The sequence below is a fragment of the Muribaculum gordoncarteri genome, assembly GCF_004803695.1.
Classification (GTDB): Bacteria; Bacteroidota; Bacteroidia; order Bacteroidales; family Muribaculaceae; genus Muribaculum; species Muribaculum gordoncarteri.
In genome coordinates this window covers 3051978-3074393 of the sequence record NZ_CP039393.1, presented here as the reverse complement: position 1 = coordinate 3074393, position 22416 = coordinate 3051978, and the positions used below count along the sequence as shown (strand labels likewise).

The following is a 22416-nucleotide window of genomic DNA, read 5'->3' as shown; positions in this document are numbered from 1 at the left end:
TGAAGCTATTCGACCTATATTTGCACACCGAAAGCGCCGCCCCGCATAACAAGGGTGCTTACTATCAGAATGAAATCAAAAACTACAATAACATTAATCGTCGTATTGCTTTGCGCCATCCTGTGCTATGGGTTTGTCTTGTCGCGTACATCACAAAATGACATCAGCTCCGACAACCCCGACGGAATCGTTGGCACCATGTCGCTTAGCGGCTCGCCATTCGTGGCCGAGATAGCCCCGGGACTGATGTTCAAAATCGACACCGGAAGCGACCTCAGCACAATAACCGCCGAGGCCCTCGCCACCCTGGAAAAGATGGGCTACCATCCGCGCAAAGAGATATACCCCGTATTGGGCCGTGACGGCATGGGCGACATCCAGCTGTCGGCAACACGCTATAAAATCGATCTACCATTCCACCACAAGGTCTACGAAAACGACTCCACGATCTATAATGAGATAATAAACGTAATACACAACGTGGATTTCGCACCTTCAAAGAACGGATTATCGGTTCTCGGTATAGACTTCCTGCAGAAGTTCAAGATTGAGTATCAATATCACAATAAAGCCCTCAACCTATATGTAAAACTACCTGCGGGCTATGTCCAATGCGTCGATTTAAGCTATTCAAAAGCATTGAGGACAAGCATTTGGCTCGGCAAAAGATACTACATACCCATATCAATTGAATCGGACGAGGACGAATACTTCATCGACACCGGCCTGCAGCGAGTGGGCATAAAGCTCCCCTATCGCGAAGCAAGGCGCACATTGAGGCCGCTATACGCCGACACTGTGGTTTCGGCACGCGGACAATTCCCCGCTATAGTCGACCATTCGGCCATATTGTCGTGCGGCGATCGAGGCGGCTCATACACAGCCTACTACTACGACAACGACGAGGAAGACTTTGCAATGAACCCCTTCAACCTCTTCACTCAGGATGTGCTCATCGACTTCATCGACCTGAAGCTCTACCTCAAGCCCACCTACAATATTCCCAAGCGGAAATTGCCCGAATCGGTGACCCACATCACAGCGTCGCGATAGACCGCTCACGCAATACAAGCCCGATTAAACCCACTCCGATTAAAATTTTATCGGTTTTGGGATGCGGAATTAAATAATTATAACTAATTTCGCGCATTGACAAAATAAATTCAACTATGACCGAGGAATTAGATTGGGGAAAGCTCTCTTTCGGCTACATCCCCACCGATTACAACGTACGTTGCTACTATCGCGACGGCAAATGGGGCGATATCGAAGTTTCACAATCCGAAACAATCAATCTCCACATTGCCGCCACCGCATTGCATTATGGACAAGAGATATTTGAAGGTCTGAAGGCCTTCCGTGGTAAGGACGGCAAAGTGCGCATATTCCGTCTTGAGGAGAACGCCAAGCGCATAATCGAGTCGGCCAAAGGAATCATGATGGCTCCCGTCCCCGTAGAGCTCTTCACCGAAATGGTAAAGAAAGTAGTGAAGCTCAACGAGCGCTTCGTGCCACCCTACGGAAGCGGAGCATCGCTCTACATCCGTCCGCTTGAGATAGGCATTTCGGCACAAGTAGGCGTAAAGCCCGCCACCGAATACCTCTTCCTTATACTCGTAACCCCCGTGGGCCCCTACTTCAAGGAGGGATTCAAGCCCACCAATATATGTATCATGCGCGAGTTTGACCGCGTAGCCCCCAAAGGCACAGGACGCTGGAAAGTCGGAGGAAACTATGCCGCAAGCCTCGAAGCCGGCGAACGCGCCCACTCTCTCGGCTACTCGGCCGTGCTCTATCTCGACCCCAAGGAGAAGAAATATCTCGACGAATGCGGCCCCGCCAACTTCTTCGCGATAAAGGACGGCAAATATATAACTCCCGCATCGGAATCGATTCTGCCCTCGATAACCAACAAGAGCCTCATGCAGCTTGCCGAGGACATGGGCATTACCGTTGAACGACGCCACATCCCACTTGAGGAGCTTGCCGAAATCCAGGAGGCGGCAGCCTGCGGAACAGCAGCCGTGGCTTCGCCCGTCGCCGAAATCGACGACCTCGACACCGGCGTGAAATATGTAGTCAGCAAGGACGGCCAGCCCGGCCCCGTAGTGACAGCCCTCTACAACAAGCTGCGCGCAATACAGCTCGGCGAGGAAGAGGACATCCACGGATGGAACACCGTCATCGACTAATCCCGACGACTCACAATCGAAACATCATACCCGAAAGGCGCTTCCCGATCACGGGTGAGCGTCTTTCGGCTTTTTAATCACAGCAATGACCTATCAGGAAATAATCGACAAATACTACCCCGACGACAACGAGCTGCGACATATATATATGAAGCACGCTCGCCAGGTGGCCGACCTCGCACTCGCCATAAACCGCGAGCGCAGCCTCAACCTCGACCCCGTGGAAGTGGAGAGCGCGGCAATGTTGCACGACATAGGCATCTTCGCCACCAACGCTCCCGGCATACACTGCCATGGCGACGCCCACTATATGCGTCACGGCGTGATCGGCGCCCGGCTACTTCGCGACGAAGGAGCTCCCGAGTCATGGGCGCTTGTTGCCGAGCGTCACACCGGAACAGGCATAACAATGGAGGACATCCTGCAGCAACAACTCGACCTGCCCCTCGGCGACTACTGCCCCGAGTCGATGCTCGAGAAGCTGATTTGCTACGCCGACAAGTTCTACTCCAAGAGCGGCAGCATGGCCAAGAAGCCGCTGTCGCGCGTGCGCAACTCCATCGCGCGTCATGGAAGCGACTCCCTGTCGCGATTCGACCGGCTCCATGAAATGTTTGCAATCCCCGACACCGAAGCCTGACCTGCGCCCCAAAAGTTTTACGCCCAACTTTTGGGGATGCAGTTTAAGAGCCGGTTCGACAATAAATATTGTGGAACGGAATCTGAGCAAATACGTTCAGCCAATTGTTAATTGATGCAATACATTGCAATTATATCAACAAAATGTATTATCTTTGCACCGTCCTTTAGTGACAACCTTATTCGGGTGGAAAAATTTGGCTGCTTGCAACCACCGTAAAAAATGCTAAAACCGCAAAATGCTCTAAAATCATAAAAACGGCTTAGTGTTTTTTACTCCGTCCCGACCAAGGTCGATACGGGGATTTTTATTTTTGAACCAAATTAAACTGCAATACTAAGCTATGACCAATTATCTTTTCACTTCGGAATCGGTGTCGGAAGGACACCCCGACAAAGTCGCCGACCAAATCTCCGACGCAATACTCGACGAATTTCTCGCTCATGACCCCGACTCAAAGGTGGCCTGCGAAACTCTTGTCACCACCGGACAGGTAGTCGTTGCCGGCGAAGTCAAGAGCAAAGCCTACATCGACCTGATGGATGTGACTCGACGAGTGATTAACGAAATAGGCTACGACCGCAGCGAGCTGAAGTTTGACGGCAACGCTTGCGGAGTATTCTCGGCCCTCCACGAGCAGAGCGCCGACATCAACCGAGGTGTGGAACGTGCCGACGAGCAGGAACAGGGAGCCGGCGACCAAGGCATGATGTTCGGTTACGCCTGCAACGAAACCCCCAACTATATGCCCTTGTCGCTCGACCTCAGTCACGCACTGCTGCGCGAGCTCTCGGCAATACGCCGCGAAGGCGAGCTGATGCCCTACCTCCGTCCCGACTCAAAGAGCCAGGTGACAATCGAATACTCGCCCGACGGCACTCCGGTGCGCATACACACTATCGTCATCTCGACACAGCACGACGAGTTCATCCCGGCCGAAGATGCCGAGTCGCAGGAAAAAGCCGATGAAATGATGCTCGAGAAGATACGCACCGATGTCCGCGACATCCTTCTCCCCCGCGTGAAGGCCAAGCTTCCCGACAGCGTCAAGGCTCTTTTCGACGACAAGCTGATACTCCATGTCAACCCCACCGGCAAATTCGTAATCGGAGGTCCCCACGGCGACACCGGACTCACCGGACGCAAGATAATCGTCGACACCTACGGCGGACGCGGAGCCCACGGCGGCGGTGCCTTCTCGGGTAAGGACCCCTCCAAGGTCGACCGTTCGGCAGCCTATGCGGCCCGTCACATCGCCAAGAATCTCGTTGCCGCCGGCGTGGCTCGCGAAGCTCTCGTCCAGGTTGCCTATGCCATCGGTGTGGCACAGCCTGTAAGCCTCTATGTCAACACCCGCGGAACAGCCAATGTCGACATGACCGACGCCGAGATATCGCAGCACGTGTCCAAGCTGTTTGACATGCGTCCCCACGCCATCGAAAAGCGCTTGAAACTACGCAACCCCATCTATCAGGAAACCGCCTCGTTCGGCCACATGGGACGCGAACCCCGCACCGTGACCAAAACGTTCATTTCAAAGTATGAACCCACCAAAACCATAGAGGTAGAGCTCTTCACATGGGAAAAACTCGATGCTGTTGACGCAATACGCAACGAATTTGGCCTATAATCATCCTCGACATTGCATAAAATGTTGACTTAGTGACGATGCTATTGAATTATTTTAGTATCTTTGTGCGATTTTACCCTATTCGGCGAGAGCCGGGGCGTAAAATCGCTCAGTCATTATCATTGAAAAATTAAAATAACGTAAAACAATAAATGGCAACACTTGAAAAAATCCGCAGTAAATCAACACTGCTACTCATCGTCGTCGGAGCTGCTTTGCTCGCGTTCATCATCGGTGACTTCTTCACTTCGGGACGCACCCTGTTCGGCACCGGCACCACTATCGCAAAGGTAGGTAAAGAAAAAATCGACATTCAGGAATTTCAGCGCCGCTACGAGGAAGTTAACCAGCAGTACCAGCAGCAGAACACAAAGATGGACCCTGCCGCTCTGCAGCAATATGTCCTCAACCAGATGATTCAGGAGCGACTGATCAACAAGGAAATCGAAGACCTTGGAATCGAGGTAACCGACAATGAGCTGTCGAAAGCCATGCTCGGCCCCAACGCCCACTATGCAATGATCCAGTTTGCACAGCAGATGGGCTTCCAGTCGCCCGACCAGCTCTACGATGTAGCGTTCAACCCCACTAAATACAATGTTCCCGCCGATCAGGCCCAGCAGATTCAGGCTCTTTGGCTCCGTCAGGAACAGCAGATGGCCGAAATGCTCAAGCAGCAGAAGTTGCAGTATCTTCTTGCCTCGTCAATCGTTGCCAACGACCTCGACGCAAAAGCATTCTACGACAGCAACGCTTCGACAAGCCACATAATCTACGCTCACAAGAACTATGCCGATGTCCCCAACGACCAGTATGAGGTGACAAGCGCCGACATCCGCGACGAATACAACAAGGAGAAAAACAGCTTCAAGGTGAACGACGAAACCCGTCGCGCTCACTTCATCGCTGTAAACATCGCTCCTTCACAGGCCGACATCAATCAGGGCCGAGTGCTCGTCGACACCACAATCTCACGCCTTAGCGCAACTCCCGCCGTTGACGCAGTTAACGGTGACTCCAACTTCGGCGTTGACCGCAACTCGGCTGCCGCATCGTCAATCACCAACCCGCAGCTCCGTGAGTTCGTAACCACTGCGGCTCCCGGCGATGTAAAGATGCTGTCGTTCATCAACGACGAGTTTACAATCGTTAAGCTCATCGGTTCAAAGAACGCCGTTGACTCAATCAATGTCGATGTAATCGCATTCCAGGGCGACGCCGCATCACGCGACTCACTTCTTGATGCCCTCAACTCGGGCCTCGCCTTCGAGGAAGCCCTCAAGCGTCCCGGCGTGGCAGGCGGACAGGCCGATATCTGGCAGACTCTCGCTTCAGCTCCCGACAACGAGGTTAAGGATCGCCTCCTCAGCGCAGGTAGCAACTACTTCATTGCCGATTCGATGGGAACCGACGCCCGCATCATCCGCGTGAACACCAAGCGCGCTCCCGTCAACATCTACGATTTCGCAACCGTAACTTATAAGGTATATCCCTCCGACGAAACAATCGCAAAGCTCAACTCCGATCTTGAAAACTTCATGGCCGGAGTAACCAGCGCCGATTCACTCACTGTAACAAGAGCTCTCTCGGCAGGCTACACCCTCCAGCCCGCAATGGTCACCGCCAACAGCTCGATGCTTGGCAATGTACCCTACACCCGCAACGCTGTGAAGTGGGTTATGGATGCAAAGGAAGGACAGATTTCTCCCATCCTCGAGGACGGACAGAACGACAAGCTCATCGTTGTCGCACTTAACGACATCATCAAGCCCGGTTATCTGCCTGCCGACGACGAGGACATCCGTCTTGCTCTCGCCGAGCGCGCACGTAACAACAAGAAGGCTGCCGGACTCATTGCCGAGTATGCAGGCAAGGCCAACGATGTTGCCGGCTATGCAGCTCTCATGAACTCTTCGGTTGACTCTACCGATGTTACATTCGGTCAGATGTTCATCCCCGGCATCGGTGTTACCGAGTCGGAGCTTCTCGGTCAGGTTCCCGTCAGCAAGGAAGGTGCTGTCGTAGGTCCCGTAAAGGGCACCAACGGTGTGTACGTTTACCAGGTTTACGGTGTTGACAACGAATCACGCCCCTACAGCTACGAGGAGAATGCAGCCCGCTACAGCCAGCAGCTCGGCGCACAGGCCGTGCTTGGCAACGTAATCGGCATCTTGATGAACAATAACCCCGTCGAGAACAACACCCTCAAGTTCTACACTGAATAATAGGATAATCTGATATATTATTCCCACCTTTTTCGGGCCGCCGATGAATCATTACGATTCGGCGGCCCTATTTTTATGTTTTGTGGCAGGTTATTTAACAATATCCCGCATCACAACGTTTTATGTCGCTTTTTTTGGCTATATTTGTGAAGATATATCCAATTATTATTAACAGATCATTCCACCAATGAAAAAAATCACAGCTACGTGCCTTTTCGCTGCGGTTGCTCTCGCGGCGGGAGCAAAAACGCCCGAATGGCTCGACCCTGAAGTCAATGCCGTGAATCGCGCTCCGATGCATTCATCCTACTTTGCGTTTGAATCGGTCGAGGATTCCAACGGTGACAAAGCATCAAGCGACAACTACGTGTCGCTCAACGGCAAATGGAAATTCAACTGGGTAGCCGATGCCGACAAGCGCCCTACCGATTTCTGGAAAGTCAACTACGACGATTCATCATGGGGACAAATCAATGTACCCGGAATGTGGGAGCTTAACGGATACGGCGACCCCATCTACGTGAACAACGGATATGCCTGGCGCAATCACTTTGAGAACAATCCTCCTCAGGTACCCGAAAAGGACAACCATGTGGGAACCTACCGTAAGGAAATTGAAATCCCTGCCGACTGGAAAGGCAAGGATGTAATAGCCCACTTCGGCTCGGCCACTTCCAACATCTCGCTTTGGGTAAACGGAAAGTATGTAGGCTATGGCGAAGACAGCAAGCTTGAAAATGAGTTTGACATAACCCCCTATATCCGTCCCGGACAGAAGAACCTCATCACATTCCAGATTTTCCGCTGGTGTGACGGAACCTACCTTGAGGACCAGGACTTCTTCCGTTTCAGCGGACTCGCCCGCGACAGCTATCTCTATGCACGTTCCAAGAACCGCATTCAGGACATCCGCGTGAATGCCGACCTTACCGACGACTATCGTGACGGTAAACTCGGTGTCGACATCGACGTGAAAGGCAGCGGCAACATAACCCTCGAGCTCCTCAATGCCGACAACAAGGTTATCAAGACCGAAACAATCAACAACGCCAAGGGAAATGTCAAGCGCACTCTCGACATCCCCAATCCGCTGAAGTGGAGTGCCGAAATTCCCAACCTATACACTTTGCGCACCACATTCTCCAAAAACGGCAAGACCCTCGAGGTTATTCCCGTAAATGTAGGTTTCCGCAAGATTGAAATCAAGAACTCACAGCTTCTTGTCAACGGACAGCCCGTTCTCTTCAAGGGTGCCGACCGTCACGAGCTCGACCCCGACGGAGGTTATGTAGTGTCGCTCGACCGCATGCTTCAGGACATCCAGCTCATGAAGGAGCTCAACATCAACGCAGTGCGCACATGTCACTACCCCGATGACGCATTGTGGTATGACCTCTGCGACAAGTACGGTATATATGTAGTGGCCGAGGCCAATATCGAGTCCCACGGAATGGGCTACGGCGACGAAACCCTCGCCAAGAATCCCGCCTACGCAAAGGCTCACCTTGAACGCAACCAGCGTCACGTACAGCGCAACTTCAACCATCCGAGCATCATCGTGTGGTCGCTTGGCAACGAGGCAGGTTACGGCCCCAACTTTGAAGCCGCTTACGACATGGTTAAAGCCATGGACACCAGCCGCCCCGTTCAGTATGAGCAGGCTCGCATCGACGGCAAGACCGACATCTTCTGCCCCATATACTATCCCTACGAGCACTCCGAGAGATATTCTCAGAACGACAACTACAATAAGCCGCTCATCCAGTGCGAATATGCTCACGCAATGGGTAACTCTCAGGGAGGATTCAAGGAATACTGGGATCTCATCCGCAAATATCCCAAATATCAGGGCGGTTACATCTGGGACTTCGTTGACCAGTCAATCCGTTGGAAGGACAAGAATGGAACTACCATCTGGGCCTATGGAGGCGACTTCAACGACTACGATGCCAACGACCAGAACTTCTGCGACAACGGTCTTATCAGCCCCGACCGCATTCCCAATCCTCACGCCTACGAAGTGGCACGCATCCAGCAGAACATCCTCACCACAGCTGCAGGCGAGGGCAAGGTAAGCATATTCAACGAAAACTTCTTCCGCGACCTCAGCTACGTTACCCTCAACTGGACTCTCCTCCACAACGGTGTGCCCGTTAAGACCGGCGTTATCGAAAATCTCGATGTAGCTCCCCAGAAGTCACGCGAATATGCCATCAACTACGGCCCCATCGGCTCTACCGGCGAGTGGCTGCTCAATATCGACTACTCAACCAAGGAACGCGAGGGACTTCTCCCCGCCGGATTTGTTGTAGCACAGGAGCAGATCGTTCTTCGCCCCTACGCATCGTCAATCGTCAGGGCATCGGCTCCCGCCGTCACCAAGATCGACGACAACGCCAAGAGCCTCGTCGTTAACGGACTCGACTTCTCGCTGGCCGTAGACAAGGCCACCGGTTACATCAACCGTTACGAAGTGGGCGGAACATCGATGTTGAAGGACGGTGCCTCAATCACCCCCAACTTCTGGCGCGCACCCACCGACAACGACTACGGCGCAGGCCTTCAGCGCAGATACCGCGCATGGCTCAACCCCGAAATCAAGCTCACCGCTCTCAACTCTGAAATCAAGGACGGTTGCGCCGTGATTACAGCTGACTACGACATGCCTTCGGTTAAAGCAACGCTGAAGCTCGTCTACACAGTCGACGGAAACGGTGTCGTAACAGTCAACGAGGACATGACGGCCACGAAGGATGCCAAGGTTGCCAACCTCTTCCGCTTCGGTATGCAGATGCCTATGCCCGCTTCGTTTGAAACTGTTGAATACTACGGACGCGGCCCCGGCGAAAACTACATTGACCGCAATAACTGCACCAACCTCGGCATATACCGCCAGACCGTTACCGAGCAGCCCTACAACTATATCCGTCCGCAGGAAACAGGAACACGCACCGACCTCCGTTGGTGGCGAGTGCTCAACCCCGCAGGCAACGGCATCGAGGTGACGGCAGCTGAACCCTTCTCGGCATCGGCTCTCCACTACACCATCGAGTCGCTCGACGAAGGCGAGAACAAGATGCAGGGTCACATGCCTCAGGTTCCCGTAGCCGACCTCACCAACCTCTGCATCGACCTCAAGCAGATGGGTCTTGGTTGCGTCAACAGCTGGGGTGCTCTCCCCCGCGCCGAGTACATGCTGCCCTACGGTGACTACAAGTTCACCTACACCATCACCCCGGTTAAAGGCAACGTAGCACTCGATTGATTGAATTGAATCGCATCGACGCTCCGTGCGTCACGTTCTAAACAACGGAGGCTCCCTCGCCGGGGGCCTCCGCTTTTATTAAGTTTTCATTAAGTTAGTGCGTTGCTTTTATTAAGTTTTCATTAAGTTAGTGCGTTATCGAACATTATTTCGCAATTTGATGTATATTTGTCGTATGAACGCTAAATGTGCAAGAATACTGATAGTTGACGACGAAGAAACTCTTTGCGAGTGTCTGCGCACCTATCTTGAGTTTGAGGGTTACGATGTCACCACCGCATCAAGTGCCGAGGAGGCGTTGCGGCTCGACCTGTCGTCATTCAATCTGCTGCTGCTCGACATCATGATGGACGGCATGAGCGGTCTTGAATTGGCCGATTTGCTTAAACGCAATCCCTCTACAGCCGACATTCCGGTCATATTCCTCACCGCCCGCGACTCCGTTGACGACATGGTCGACGGCCTGCGCATAGGCGACGACTACATCGCCAAACCCTATTCCATACGCAACGTGATAGCCCGCATCCAGGCCGTGCTCCGACGCACCATGCCCAAGCCCGGTCACGGAGTGGTGTGCGACAGAGCCTCTTTGGTCTGCACCGTCGACGGCGTGCCTGTGAAGCTGCCGCGCAAGGAGTTTGAGATTCTCGCCCTGTTTGTCGAGAATCCCGGCCGCATATTCTCGCGCGAAGAGATTCTGAAGAAAGTGTGGCCCGAGCAGGTCATTGTCGTCGACCGCTCAATCGATGTCCATGTCACGCGCATTCGCGGCAAGATCGCCCCTTACGGAGGTAACATAATCACACGCTCAGGTTACGGATATGGCTGGAAGCAAGATTAGATTCTCGTTCCATTCACGCGTGCTGCTGCTTGTGCTCACCATGAGCTGGCTGCTTGTAGGTACATTCATGGTGTTTCAGTACCGCCGTGAAAAAGCCTTCAAGGAGCAGCTTCTCGACTGCGAGCTGCAGATGCACAACCGCCGCATCCTCGACGACATATCCCGTGGGGTGTCAATCGACAGTATAATCGGTCACATCGGCTCGCCGCTCGACAATCTGCGCATATCATTAATCGACAACGCCGGAAATGTCATCTTTGACAACAACGACAGCACTCCCTTCCCGTCGGGCGATCACAACAGCCGTCCTGAAGTTATCGAGGCCCGCAAGTCGGGAATCGGACATTCGGTGTCACGCTATTCGGTCAGCGACAACTGCAGTTACTTCTACTCGGCGATGCGGGGCGACGACGGCATCGTCATACGCTCGGCCGCTCCCTACACCCATTCTCTTCAGGAAGTGCTTAAAGCCGACAGCTCCATCCTGTGGATAATGATTGCCTTTGCAATAGTACTAAGCCTCGCAAGCTATGTAGCGTCACACAAGATATCGCTGAGCATACGCCGCCTCAACCTGTTTGCCGAGAAAGCTGAAAAAGGTGAGCGCATATACAATGACGAAGCATTTCCTCACGACGAGCTTGGCAGCATTGCAAGTCACATCGTGCGACTATATATCCAGCGTGACGAGCAGCATCGCGAAGCATTGCGACAGGAAAAGGACAAGATACGCCTTAAGAAGCAGCTTACCAACAATATCAACCATGAGCTGAAGACTCCCGTCGCCTCGATTCTCGTGTGCCTTGAACTGCTGCGCGACCATCCCGAAATGTTGTCGGAGGAGAAAAAGCGCGAACTAAACGACCGCATCTTCGCCAACGCACAGCGACTCAACTCACTGCTGAAGGATGTCGCCGCCATAACGCGCATGGACGAGGGCGAGGAGATGATTGAGAAAGCACCCGTCGACCTCGTCGAACTTGTCAACGATGTAGTGGCCGAGGAGCGACTGCGCACATCGATGAACATAACCGTCGACATGCCTCAGCTGAAAATCAACGGCAACCGTCAACTGCTTGAATCGATATTCCGCAACCTCATCGACAACGCAATCTCCTACAGCGGCGGCAGCGAAATCGTCATCAAGGCCGACAACGAAGGCAATTTCACCGTCAGCGACAACGGATGCGGAGTGCCCGACGAGCATCTGCCCCACATCTTCGAGCGATTCTACCGCATCGACAAGGGCAGGTCACGCGCAGCCGGAGGCACCGGACTCGGACTGTCTATCGTGCGTAACGCAGTAGGAATCCACGGCTCCGACATAAGCGTCACCAATGACGGCGGATTGCAGTTCCGTTTTCGCTTACATTAGCATTCGGTTAACAAAAACTCAACAATTCGGACATATTTATGCAACATGATTTCTTGAATTTTGTGTGTCAATCACAAAATGCACATTATAAATTCAAGAAATTATGGATCTGCTATTTTTAGGTGTCGTAATCTTCCTGTTCTTACTTGCCGTATTTGACCTTTCGGTAGGTGTAAGCAACGATGCTGTCAATTTCCTCACCTCATCAATCGGCTCAAAAGCCGCAAGCTTCAAGACAGTAATGATTGTGGCCGCATCGGGTGTGTTCATCGGAGCCGCCATGAGCAACGGCATGATGGATGTAGCCCGTCACGGCATATTCCGGCCTGAGAATCTGTCATTCTACGATGTCATAACCATATTCATGGCCGTGATGGTAACCGACATAATATTGCTCGACATATTCAACTCCCTCGGGATGCCCACATCGACCACCGTGTCGATGGTGTTTGAGCTGCTTGGAGCTACATTTGTCGTCGCACTGTTCAAAATCATGGCTCCCGAAAGCACTCTCGCGATGGGCGACCTGCTCAACACCGAGAAGGCGCTGTCGGTAATCATCGGTATATTCCTGTCGGTTGCCATAGCCTTCATTTTCGGCACGATAGTCCAGTTCTTGACCCGATTGGTATTCACGTTTGAGTACAAGAGCCGCCTTAAATGGAAAATAGCGATATTCGGCGGCATCGCCTGCACTGCCATCGTCTACTTCATGCTCCTGAAGGGCATCAAGGACCTCTCGTTCATGACCCCTGAGCTGAAGACATGGATCAACTCCAACACCGCATTGATTCTCCTGGCGTCATTTGTCGCCTTCACCGTCATAATGCAGATTCTGCACTGGTGTCACGTAAATGTACTTAAAGTGGTAGTGCTTGTTGGCACATTCTCCCTCGCAATGGCATTTGCCGGCAACGACCTTGTCAACTTCATAGGCATACCCCTCACCTCGCTCGACTCCTACAATGACTACATGAGCTCGGGAGGCGGCAATCTCCACGGATTCATGATGGACAGCCTCAACAGCTCGGCCAATACACCGCTCTACTTCCTCGTGGGTGCAGGAATGATAATGGTAGTGTCGCTTGCCACCTCCAAGAAGGCCCGTCAGGTGACGCAGACAACCGTCGGATTAAGCTCACAAAGCCAAGGCGACGAGATGTTTGGCTCGTCACGCCTCGGACGCTCGCTTGTGCGCGGTGCCATAAACACATTCTCATGGATCGACGACCGCCTGCCTCAAGGCCTGAAGCGCGTCATGAGCCGCCGTCTTGACTCGTCAAAGGCTCAGCCCGAGGAGGGTGCAGCATTCGACCTTGTGCGCGGTGCCGTAAACCTGATGCTCGCCGGAATGTTGATTGCCTGGGGTACATCGATGAAGCTTCCCCTATCTACAACATTCGTCACCTTCATGGTGGCAATGGGTACCTCGCTTGCCGACAAGGCCTGGGGACGCGAGAGCGCGGTGTTCCGCATAACGGGTGTCATCTCGGTAATCGGCGGTTGGTTCATAACCGCAGGTGTCGCATTCATCGGAGCCGGAATCGTAGTGTGCCTCATGCACCTCGGAGGCGTACCCGTAATGATTGCCGGAGGCATCATAGCGCTTGTGCTTCTCGTGCGCAGCAACATCCGATTCCGCAACAAAGCCAAGGAGGTCAAGGACGACACCCTTTTCCAGACGATACTGAACACAACCGACCGCAACGAAGTGTGGCGACTGCTGCGCATCTACATCAACGACAAGCAGAAGTCGTTCCTGCAATTTGCATCGGAAACCTACAGCGACATAACATCGGGATTTGTCAACGACAACGCAAAGCTGCTGTCACGCACCTCCAAGTCATTGTCATCCGAAAAGGATGTGTTGAAGTCGACGCGACGCAAAATGACGCTGTGCCTGCGTAATGTCGCTCCCGACACGGCTATTGAGAAGAGCACATGGTTTCACCTGTCCAACAACATGGAGATGGCCATCCTATACAACCTGCTTCACATAACCGAAGTATGTAAGGAGCATGTCGACAACAACTTCCGTCCGCTGCCCGACTCTTTCCGTGACCGTTTCAACCCGTTGTGCAAGCAGATAATCGAAGTGTTCAACGACTCAATCGCGGCAATCGAGAACGATGAACCCGAAGCCATCGACCGCATACGCCGCCGCTGCGACCGGATAAAGGATGAACTGTCGCTGCGCTCCAAGGATGTCTACCTGCATCTGCGCGAAGGCGATGCCGCCAACCTCACGGTGGCCTATGTCTACCTTAACGTTCTGCAGGAGTCGCGTGAAATTATCTCGTCACTGCGCAAGCTGCTGAGAGCATCGGGCAAGCTGAATCTGCCCCTCGCCCACTACCGCAGCTTCACCCACCCCGAAGCATTGGAGCCTCAACGCTCCTGATACCGGGGCTTAGAGTACCGGCGTATGTCGCGCAGTCGGCATCGCCGGTCTACTATTACCGCTATAATGAAGTAAGCCACCGTCAGCGCCCACAGCATAAGGTAAATCGTGGGTATGTCACCCAGTTTGCAGCCGTTCACATCGATGGCAAGGAATCCCTGTACTCCCCATGACGACGGCACGAGGCTGCTTATCGTAAGCCAGAAGTCGTTCATTGCGTAACGCGGCCACGTAAGGCCCGAAACAAACAGGAAGAGGACCGACGAGAACACCCACACGAGCATTGAGCTTTCGCGCTCGGTGACAAGCGGCTGCATGATGTCGGCCAGGAATATCGAGGCGAGCAACATCGGCAACATGAGCGCGAGATAGTCGATCATGCTGCCTATATGAGGCAGCTCAAACATCATCGGTATATAATGGAGCACATATATGCTCATGGGAATGTAGATGGTCATCAGGCAAATGGCACGGCCTATAAGGCGTGCCGATGTGGGAGCCTCGATTGTCAGCGGGTCATATCCGCCGTTACGCCTGCGACGCTCACAGGCACCGCCGTTAAGCATCAGCACTCCCAGTATAAGACTCTGCTGTATGATAAGTATTATGACGCCGGGCATGATGAACGACGCAAAGCCCTGCGATGTATCGCCCTCAAAGAATGCATCGGTTTCAACTGTCGAGCCCACGGCATCCGACATGAACGCCACCGGCGATTCATTTATATCCTCGGTGCGTATGTCGCTTCCAAGCTGGAGCGATATATCGGTCATTGCAAACATTATGCTCCTGTAACGCAGCATCAGGCTCATGTCGCAGTATATAGGCAGCACAGCCTGCTCGTTGCGACCCAGACGGCGTGCATAGTCCTCGGGAATCACAAGTATGCCGTAGCACTTGCGCTCCTTCATCATGTTACGGGCCTCATTAAGGTCGATGGCATAGTCCACCACCTCGGTGTATTGCGACGCGTTTATCATCCTCACGAGCTCGCGACTCTCGGTGGTGCGGCTGTTGTCGACAACCACCATGGCCACGTTTTCCACCACCTCGGGGTTGTAGATGAGCGTGTACACGATGGGGTACATCAGCGGCAACGCAAAGAAAAACAGCATCACGCCCAAGTCCTTGCCAACAAGCTTGTACTCGTTGACCCAGACCTTGAACAGACTCCTGAACCAATATTTTATGTCACTAATCATTTTCATAACACTAAGGAACATATACGGGATTCAACGAGTTCTTCTTAAGCTTCCACAAAAGACCCATCGGAGCAAGCGCGAAAAGTATCAGCACGATATAGTCCCATCGGCAATAGTACACCTCATAGCCGTTAAGCGCCACATTTATATATATGAGGAAGTAATAACGTATAGGAACTATGTAGGAGAATATGCCCACGGCCGGATACATGCTCTCGACAGGGAATGAGAAGGCAGCTATCGAGAACGACAGGATGCCCACAAGCGACAGAATCGACAATGCGAACCTCAGGTTGGGTATCAGGCTTGTTATCATCAGCGCAAACGCCTGCGATGCAATCACCAGCAGCACCATTGCCCATATCATGCTCCACACATTACCGTTCAGCGGGAATCCCCAGTAGAAGTAGATGAGCGACTGCATGGCAAGACCTACCGAAGTGAATATGATGAACTGCGGCATCAGCTTGCCGAAGAGGGCTATGACAATCGATTGTCCTGCATCGTTCACCCACTTTATTGATGTACCGAGCTTGATCTCCTGAAGTATGGAGAACGCCGTTATCTGGAATATTATCAGCTGAAGAAGACACGGCAGGAACGAGTTGCTCAGATATATCGAATAGTTAAGCCATGGATTGCCTATGGGGTGTTCCTGCGTCACCACCGGCTGCAACAGATTGTTGACCAGCTCGCCGTCGACACCTGCACTCACGAGCGTGGTCATGGCTATGGCTCCCGATGTCGACACCGCCGTAGTCTTGAATCCCTTGAACGACAGTGTGCCCGGAATGAAATAGGCCATGTTGCAGTAATAGGTTATGGTCGTGGGGCGACCTCCCTCGGCATCGGCCTGGAAATTGCGCGGAACCATGAAAAATCCGTAGACCGTACCCTCTTTCAGCAGCTTCATGGCATCGCCGTAGCTCGAAGGACGGTACTGTATGTCGACAAGCTCCGAAGTGTCGAGGTTGCGCACAACCCGGCGTGACAACGGTGTGTTGTCGAGGTCAACGACCGCCGTAGGCGACTGCAAAGGAAGTCCTTTGTTCATCAAGTCAAGGAAAAAGAAGCTCATGCCTATAGGCACCAACACCATTACTATGATGTAGATGGGCCGCCGCGCAAGCTGACGCACTCCTTCGGCTACCGCTCTCTTCATTATTGACCATGAACCGGACATACTATAATTATTAAAGGTTTGAAAATTTTATTGCTGTTTCTACTTCTCGGGCTGCAGATATATTATCGACATTCCGGGACGAAGTTCGGGAATATCCTCGACCGGACGGGCCTTGATCTGGAATGTACGGCTGTCCCAGTCGCCTGTGGCTTTGGTCGAACGCCACACGGCATAGGTACCCATGTCACGCACGTAGTAAACCTTGGCCTTTGTCTTCTTGTGGTCGAGCGCGGGTATCATGATGTCGATCTCCTTGCCTATGGGAAGATTCTTGAGCATCTCCTCACGCACATTGAACGTAACCCACTTGTCCGACAACTTCAACAGGTTCATCACCGGAGCGCCGAGTGCCACAAGCTCACCTTCGTGGGGATAGATTATATCTATCTGTCCGTTGGTGGGAGCGGTCAGATACTGGTCCTGAAGCAGCGCCTCAACCTCCATTATTCCGCCCTTGGCAACATCGACCATGGCCGATGCGCTCTCCTTGTCCTCGCGCTGGGCACCCTCCTTGGCCATCTGATACTGGCTCCGGGCGGCGTTTTCACCTGCAACGGCGGCCTTATAGGCGGCTTCGGCCTCATCGCGTTTCTGGGCCGACACCACATCCTGCTTAAAGAGCGACTCCATGCGGTTGTAGGTCTTCTCGGTGATATTGCGTGCGGCTATCGCCTGCTGCCACAGGTCGTAGGCGCTCTGGATTATCTGCGAGCGTGTACCGGCGTCGATCTTGCGGTTCTGAGCCGATGCGGCATCCTTCAATGCCTCGGCCTGATAGAGCTTGGCTTCGGCGAGCGACGAGTGGATGTGCACGAGAGTGTCACCGGCCTTTACATCCTGTCCCTCCTGCACATAGAATTCAAGGACACGCCCCGGGAGCTTGCCCGATATACGCACCGAAGTAGCCTCGGCCTGACCTTCGATTATTTCCGATTTGGGCTTCAGGAATAGGAATCCTATGAGAGCCAATAATGCAACTGCGACGACAACGATTATAAGCGTACCCACAAGAGCGCCCTCTTTCTTCGTCTGCAATTGAGTGGTTGGTTGTTGTTCTACGTTTGCCATATTGAGTTGCTATTTTTCTGTATCGTAATATTGTTGATAATCCATTGTTCCGAGCACCTTCGACAGATATACTCTGCACAAGTTCACATCTATTTCAGCGTCCACGTTCTCGGAGTTGGCCTTCAGCCATGCTGTCTGGGCCTCCATCACATTGTCCACGGTGAGCATTCCCTCCTTAAAGCCAAGCTCGGCCTGACGAAGATTCTCATTGGCTTTTTCAAGATTGGAGCTCGTCATGGTGTAGGTCTTCATGGCCTCACGCGCCTTGAAAGCGGCCTGATTAACCTGAAGCTCAATCATCTCCTTGGCGTCCTCGAGCTGAAGCTTCATCACATTGACCTCGCTCTTGGCAGCCCGGTACTTATTATAATTTCCTCCCCAGTGCCATATAGGTATCGTCACCACGGCTCCTATGGAGAATGCTCCGTTGAAATTCTTCTTGAAGCCGTCGTACATATTGGGGTTGGAGAATGAATAGGCTCCGATCAAGGCAACATTGGGAAGCATCGACGACAACGCCACCTTGCTTTGCTGCTCCTTTATCTTGACTCCGAGCTCCAGTGCGTGAAGATCCTGACGGCGGGCATACACCTCGCTCATGTCATACATCGTGGCGATGGGCTCCACATCGGGACGCTCCTCGTTCTCATCCTCAAGGGTCATCACGGTGTTTACGGGAAGTCCGCACAACTGGGCGAGTGCCATGCGCGACAACACGAGGCCGTTATCAACCTTCACAAGGTCGACATTGGCGGCATTGAGCTTCACATCAACCGTCAGCAAGTCGCTCTTGGTGGCCACACCGGCATCCACCATCGCCTTGACATTGCGGTGAAGCGTGTCAAGCAACGCTACATAGCTTGTGGCCAGTTCATATTTCGACTTCAGCGACACCACCTGCCAGTATGCAGCGTCGACGGCATATATGATGTCCTCGGCTCCGCCGTCATGAAGCGAGCGGGCAAGTTCCTCGGCATACTTCGTAATCTTGTTCATGGCCACTATTTTGCCGCCCATATACACAGGCTGCGTCAATGTCACGGCTCCGAAAAACACATTGTGTATGTCGTAAGTCATGGCCTCCTTGGGAAGATAAGCCACCGATGAAGGCACATACTGTCCGTCGGGGCCCTTTATGGGCATTCCCGTTTCAGGATTGGTCACAAGACTGTACTCATACTGCTGGGTGGTCATGTCGAAATTCTTTACGGGGAGAAACTGGTCGGAATCAAAAATCGATATGTCCTTCTGGTTATAGGTATATCCCCCGGCAAAGTCTATCGATGGAAGATAAGCGGCAAAAGCCTCTTTCTTCTGATACCCGGCGGCCTTGATGCGCTCGGCCTGAATGCGCATCTGCTTGTTGTTGGCCACCGCCATTGCACGACATGAGTCAAGCGTCACCACCGATGAACTTGACGGCGGCTCCTGAGCACTTGCCGATAGCGCGGGAAGTGCAATGATTGTGGAGCATAGAATGTATCTAAAAATAGATAGTCGCATAAATATACCCTCGTTTTTTATTTTAAATTCATTTTTAAGGAGAAATCCCGTTGCAAATATAACCTAATTTATCAGTAAAAAGTTTGTATCGACTTCTCAAAATTCCGTCCATTTTCATTAATAATTGGTCAATTTTTCCGATTGAAACATCATTTTATAGTATATTATTGTCACGTAACGCATTGAATGGCCTTAACACTCCCTTATTTCCAACTTTTTTACTATTTTTGTATCAAGTGATATTCTAAATAGTTGCAATATATAGCATAATTAATTCATTTTTATTCATTCACAAGGATATGAACCGATTATACCCGATTCTTATTGCCTTGGTCTCGATGCAGTGCATAAATGCCAAGGAAGTATTGTCATCGCCCGATGGAAACACAGTTGTGACATTTGACCTTAACGCCAATCAGCAGCCCGTCTACTCAATGACCTACAAGGGAGAGGTGATTGTGGCTCCCTCGACAATGGGATTTGAACTTAAGAACGCCGCACCGTTGACTACCGGATTCACAGTCGACAAGGTCGATCGCGCGTCAAGCGACACGACATGGACTCCCGTGTGGGGCGAGAACGACAAGATTCGCGACAACAACAACTCGATGACCGTCGACATGACGCAGCACATCGACGGCGAGTCACGCAAAATGAACATAGTGTTCCGTGCCTACAACGACGGCATCGGATTCCGTTACGTATTCCCCGAGCAGGCTTCGCTGAAGCATTTCACCATCAAGGACGAGAAAACCGACATGGCCATGGGTGGCGACTACACAGCATGGTGGATTCCCGGCGACTACGACACTCAGGAATATGAATACATAAAATCACGACTTAGCGAAATTCGCGCCCACTCCGAGGACAACCACATGGGCAACGTGTCGCAGTCGATATTCTCTCCTACCGGCGTGCAGACATCGATCATGCTCAAGAGCGACTCGGGAACCTACATCAACATCCACGAGGCAGCTCTTGTCGACTATCCCGCAATGCACCTCAACCTCGACGAAGCAACCCTAACGTTCACTTCATGGCTTACTCCTGACCGTAACGGCGACAAGGGTGTAATCAACACTCCGTTCAGCACTCCGTGGCGCGTAATCATGGTGTCGGACAAAGCTACCGACATCCTTGCCTCCGACATCATTTACAACCTCAACGAGCCCTGCGCTCTCGACGACACATCGTGGATAAAGCCCGTAAAATACATGGGAGTGTGGTGGGAGATGATCACCGGCAAGAGCTCGTGGGCCTACTGTAACGCCGAAAACTTCGATCTCGCGACATTTGACTACTCAAAGGCGAAGCCCAACGGACATCACGGTGCCAACAACGAGAATGTAAGACGATACATCGATTTTGCAGCCGACAACGGCATGGACCAGCTCCTCATCGAGGGTTGGAACATAGGTTGGGAGGACTGGCTCGGAAAGGAGAAGGACTTCGTGTTTGACTTCGTGACCCCCTACCCCGACTTCGACATAGCCGCCCTCAACGACTACGCCCACTCCAAGGGCATAAAGCTGATGATGCACCACGAAACCTCAGGCTCCATCCCCAACTACGAGCGTCACCTCGACAAAGCCTACGACCTCATGAACAAGTATGGCTACAACTCGGTGAAGAGCGGATATGTGGGCAACATACTTCCGAAGGGTGAAACTCACTACAGCCAGTCGTCGGTCAACCACTACCTCAACGCCGTGAAGAAAGCGGCCGACAAGCACATCATGGTCAACGCTCACGAGGCCGTGCGCCCCACCGGACTTGCCCGCACATATCCCAACCTCATAGGCAATGAAAGCGCAATGGGCACCGAGTACCGCAACATGTCGCCGGGCCACGTGACGATTCTGCCGTTCACCCGACTCAAAGGTGGCCCGATGGACTTCACCCCCGGTATATTCCGCATGGACATAGGCTCATTTGTTCCCGGCAGCAAGGAGCACAAACGCGCCACTGTGGCCAATCAGCTCGCACTCTATGTCACGATGTACTCTCCCCTACAGATGGCGGCCGACCTTCCCGAGCACTATGCCGAGAAGATGGATGCTTTCCAGTTCATAAAGGATGTGCCCGTTAACTGGAGCGAAAGCCGATACCTCGATGCCGAGCCGGGCGAATTCATAATCGCCGCACGCAAGGACAAGAACAGCGCCAATTGGTTTGTAGGCGGCGTAACCAACGAGCAGCCACGTACAGTCGACCTGAAGCTCGACTTCCTCACTCCCGGAAAGCAGTACAAGGCAACAATATATGCCGACGCTCCCGATGCCGACTGCGTGACCAATCCCGAAGCCTACGTGATAACATCACGCACCGTGACATCAAGCGACATCCTGCCCATTAAAATGGCCTCGGGCGGAGGATTTGCCATCTCGCTGATAGAACAATAAGACTCCGGCAGGAGGCTAAGAGCCGGATCGACTCTAAAACATAACCAAGCAGGGGCTGCGACGCAATCACGACGCAGCCCCTGTTGCTATAATCCCGTTAATAGCCTGACAGCCTATCAGTGTGTAAGATGCTTCTGAATGTCAACCGTCGTCTTCTTGCCGTTGACGGTTACCGTCACCTTGCAACCACTGAAAACCGTGAGCCGCTTGAACTGCAGCCTATACACAGCCACACCGGCCACAACATTGCATCTTATGTTCTTGGCGCGATACTTCTTGCCATTACAATAAAGAACGGCATCGGTTATTTTTGCATCATCGGGGGCATCGGTATCGGTAAGCATAACATTTGTCGCGCCCTTGTTGTCGATACTCTGAAACTTAATCTCAGCCGAAGCTGCGAGTGTGCTCATTACGAGCAATGATAGCATAATTAATTTTTTCATATTGCGAACTGTTTTGTGTTTGATGCTGCAAAATTAAGCGTCA

15 protein-coding genes are annotated in these 22416 nt (G+C 52.5%); 10 read left to right on the top strand and 5 right to left on the bottom strand.

What is annotated here, in order from left to right; genetic code table 11:
• Positions 1–69 precede the first annotated feature (69 nt).
• The 9 genes from E7746_RS13410 to E7746_RS13370 all read left to right on the top strand — a co-directional run bounded on the left by E7746_RS13410 (position 70) and on the right by E7746_RS13370 (position 14569).
• Positions 70–1053 carry a hypothetical protein gene (locus E7746_RS13410; protein ID WP_136411130.1) on the top strand — a complete coding sequence of 328 codons (984 nt, stop codon included), beginning with the start codon at positions 70–72 and terminating at the stop codon, positions 1051–1053.
• A 116-nt stretch (positions 1054–1169) separates the two neighbouring features.
• The gene (locus tag E7746_RS13405; protein ID WP_123394937.1) at positions 1170–2192 is read left to right on the top strand and encodes a branched-chain amino acid aminotransferase; all 1023 of its coding nucleotides are present in this window, start codon (positions 1170–1172) and stop codon (positions 2190–2192) included.
• 85 nt (positions 2193–2277) lie between these two features.
• Positions 2278–2832, top strand: a complete 555-nt coding sequence (locus E7746_RS13400; protein WP_123394936.1) for an HDIG domain-containing metalloprotein — start codon at positions 2278–2280, stop codon at positions 2830–2832.
• Positions 2833–3175: 343 nt separating this feature from the next.
• Entirely contained in the window at positions 3176–4462 is a 1287-nt protein-coding gene (gene metK, locus E7746_RS13395) for a methionine adenosyltransferase (RefSeq protein WP_123394935.1), read from the top strand.
• A gap of 152 nt (positions 4463–4614) precedes the next feature.
• Positions 4615–6687 carry a SurA N-terminal domain-containing protein gene (locus tag E7746_RS13390; protein ID WP_136411129.1) on the top strand — a complete coding sequence of 691 codons (2073 nt, stop codon included), beginning with the start codon at positions 4615–4617 and terminating at the stop codon, positions 6685–6687.
• 187 nt (positions 6688–6874) lie between these two features.
• Positions 6875–9952 (top strand): glycoside hydrolase family 2 TIM barrel-domain containing protein, encoded by a 3078-nt coding sequence (locus E7746_RS13385; protein ID WP_136411128.1) that lies wholly within the window; start codon positions 6875–6877, stop codon positions 9950–9952.
• 175 nt (positions 9953–10127) lie between these two features.
• Positions 10128–10793 carry a response regulator transcription factor gene (locus tag E7746_RS13380; protein ID WP_136411127.1) on the top strand — a complete coding sequence of 222 codons (666 nt, stop codon included), beginning with the start codon at positions 10128–10130 and terminating at the stop codon, positions 10791–10793.
• Positions 10774–12168 carry a sensor histidine kinase gene (locus tag E7746_RS13375; protein ID WP_123394931.1) on the top strand — a complete coding sequence of 465 codons (1395 nt, stop codon included), beginning with the start codon at positions 10774–10776 and terminating at the stop codon, positions 12166–12168. The genes E7746_RS13380 and E7746_RS13375 overlap by 20 nt, the downstream gene beginning before the upstream one ends.
• Before the next feature lie 103 nt (positions 12169–12271).
• Complete coding sequence (locus E7746_RS13370) at positions 12272–14569, top strand: inorganic phosphate transporter (RefSeq protein WP_136411126.1); 2298 nt, start codon at positions 12272–12274, stop codon at positions 14567–14569.
• Here E7746_RS13370 and E7746_RS13365 read toward each other — a convergent pair.
• From E7746_RS13365 to E7746_RS13350, 4 genes are read right to left on the bottom strand one after another with little or no spacing between them, the layout of a single operon-like run.
• Positions 14557–15777 carry an ABC transporter permease gene (locus tag E7746_RS13365; RefSeq protein WP_168184401.1) on the bottom strand — a complete coding sequence of 407 codons (1221 nt, stop codon included), beginning with the start codon at positions 15775–15777 and terminating at the stop codon, positions 14557–14559. The genes E7746_RS13370 and E7746_RS13365 overlap by 13 nt on opposite strands.
• A gap of 4 nt (positions 15778–15781) precedes the next feature.
• Positions 15782–16933, bottom strand: a complete 1152-nt coding sequence (locus E7746_RS13360; RefSeq protein ID WP_168184400.1) for an ABC transporter permease — start codon at positions 16931–16933, stop codon at positions 15782–15784.
• A 60-nt stretch (positions 16934–16993) separates the two neighbouring features.
• Positions 16994–18022 carry an HlyD family secretion protein gene (locus tag E7746_RS13355; RefSeq protein ID WP_123394927.1) on the bottom strand — a complete coding sequence of 343 codons (1029 nt, stop codon included), beginning with the start codon at positions 18020–18022 and terminating at the stop codon, positions 16994–16996.
• 9 nt (positions 18023–18031) lie between these two features.
• Complete coding sequence (locus tag E7746_RS13350; protein WP_136411123.1) at positions 18032–19525, bottom strand: TolC family protein; 1494 nt, start codon at positions 19523–19525, stop codon at positions 18032–18034.
• Between the two features lie 299 nt (positions 19526–19824).
• Between E7746_RS13350 and E7746_RS13345 the strand changes: the two genes are divergently transcribed.
• Complete coding sequence (locus tag E7746_RS13345; protein ID WP_136411122.1) at positions 19825–21927, top strand: glycoside hydrolase family 97 protein; 2103 nt, start codon at positions 19825–19827, stop codon at positions 21925–21927.
• A gap of 116 nt (positions 21928–22043) precedes the next feature.
• On the opposite strand, the gene E7746_RS13340 is transcribed toward E7746_RS13345, so the two are convergent.
• On the bottom strand, positions 22044–22373 hold the full coding sequence (locus E7746_RS13340) for a hypothetical protein (RefSeq protein WP_136411121.1): 330 nt from the start codon (positions 22371–22373) through the stop codon (positions 22044–22046).
• Positions 22374–22416: the final 43 nt, after the last annotated feature.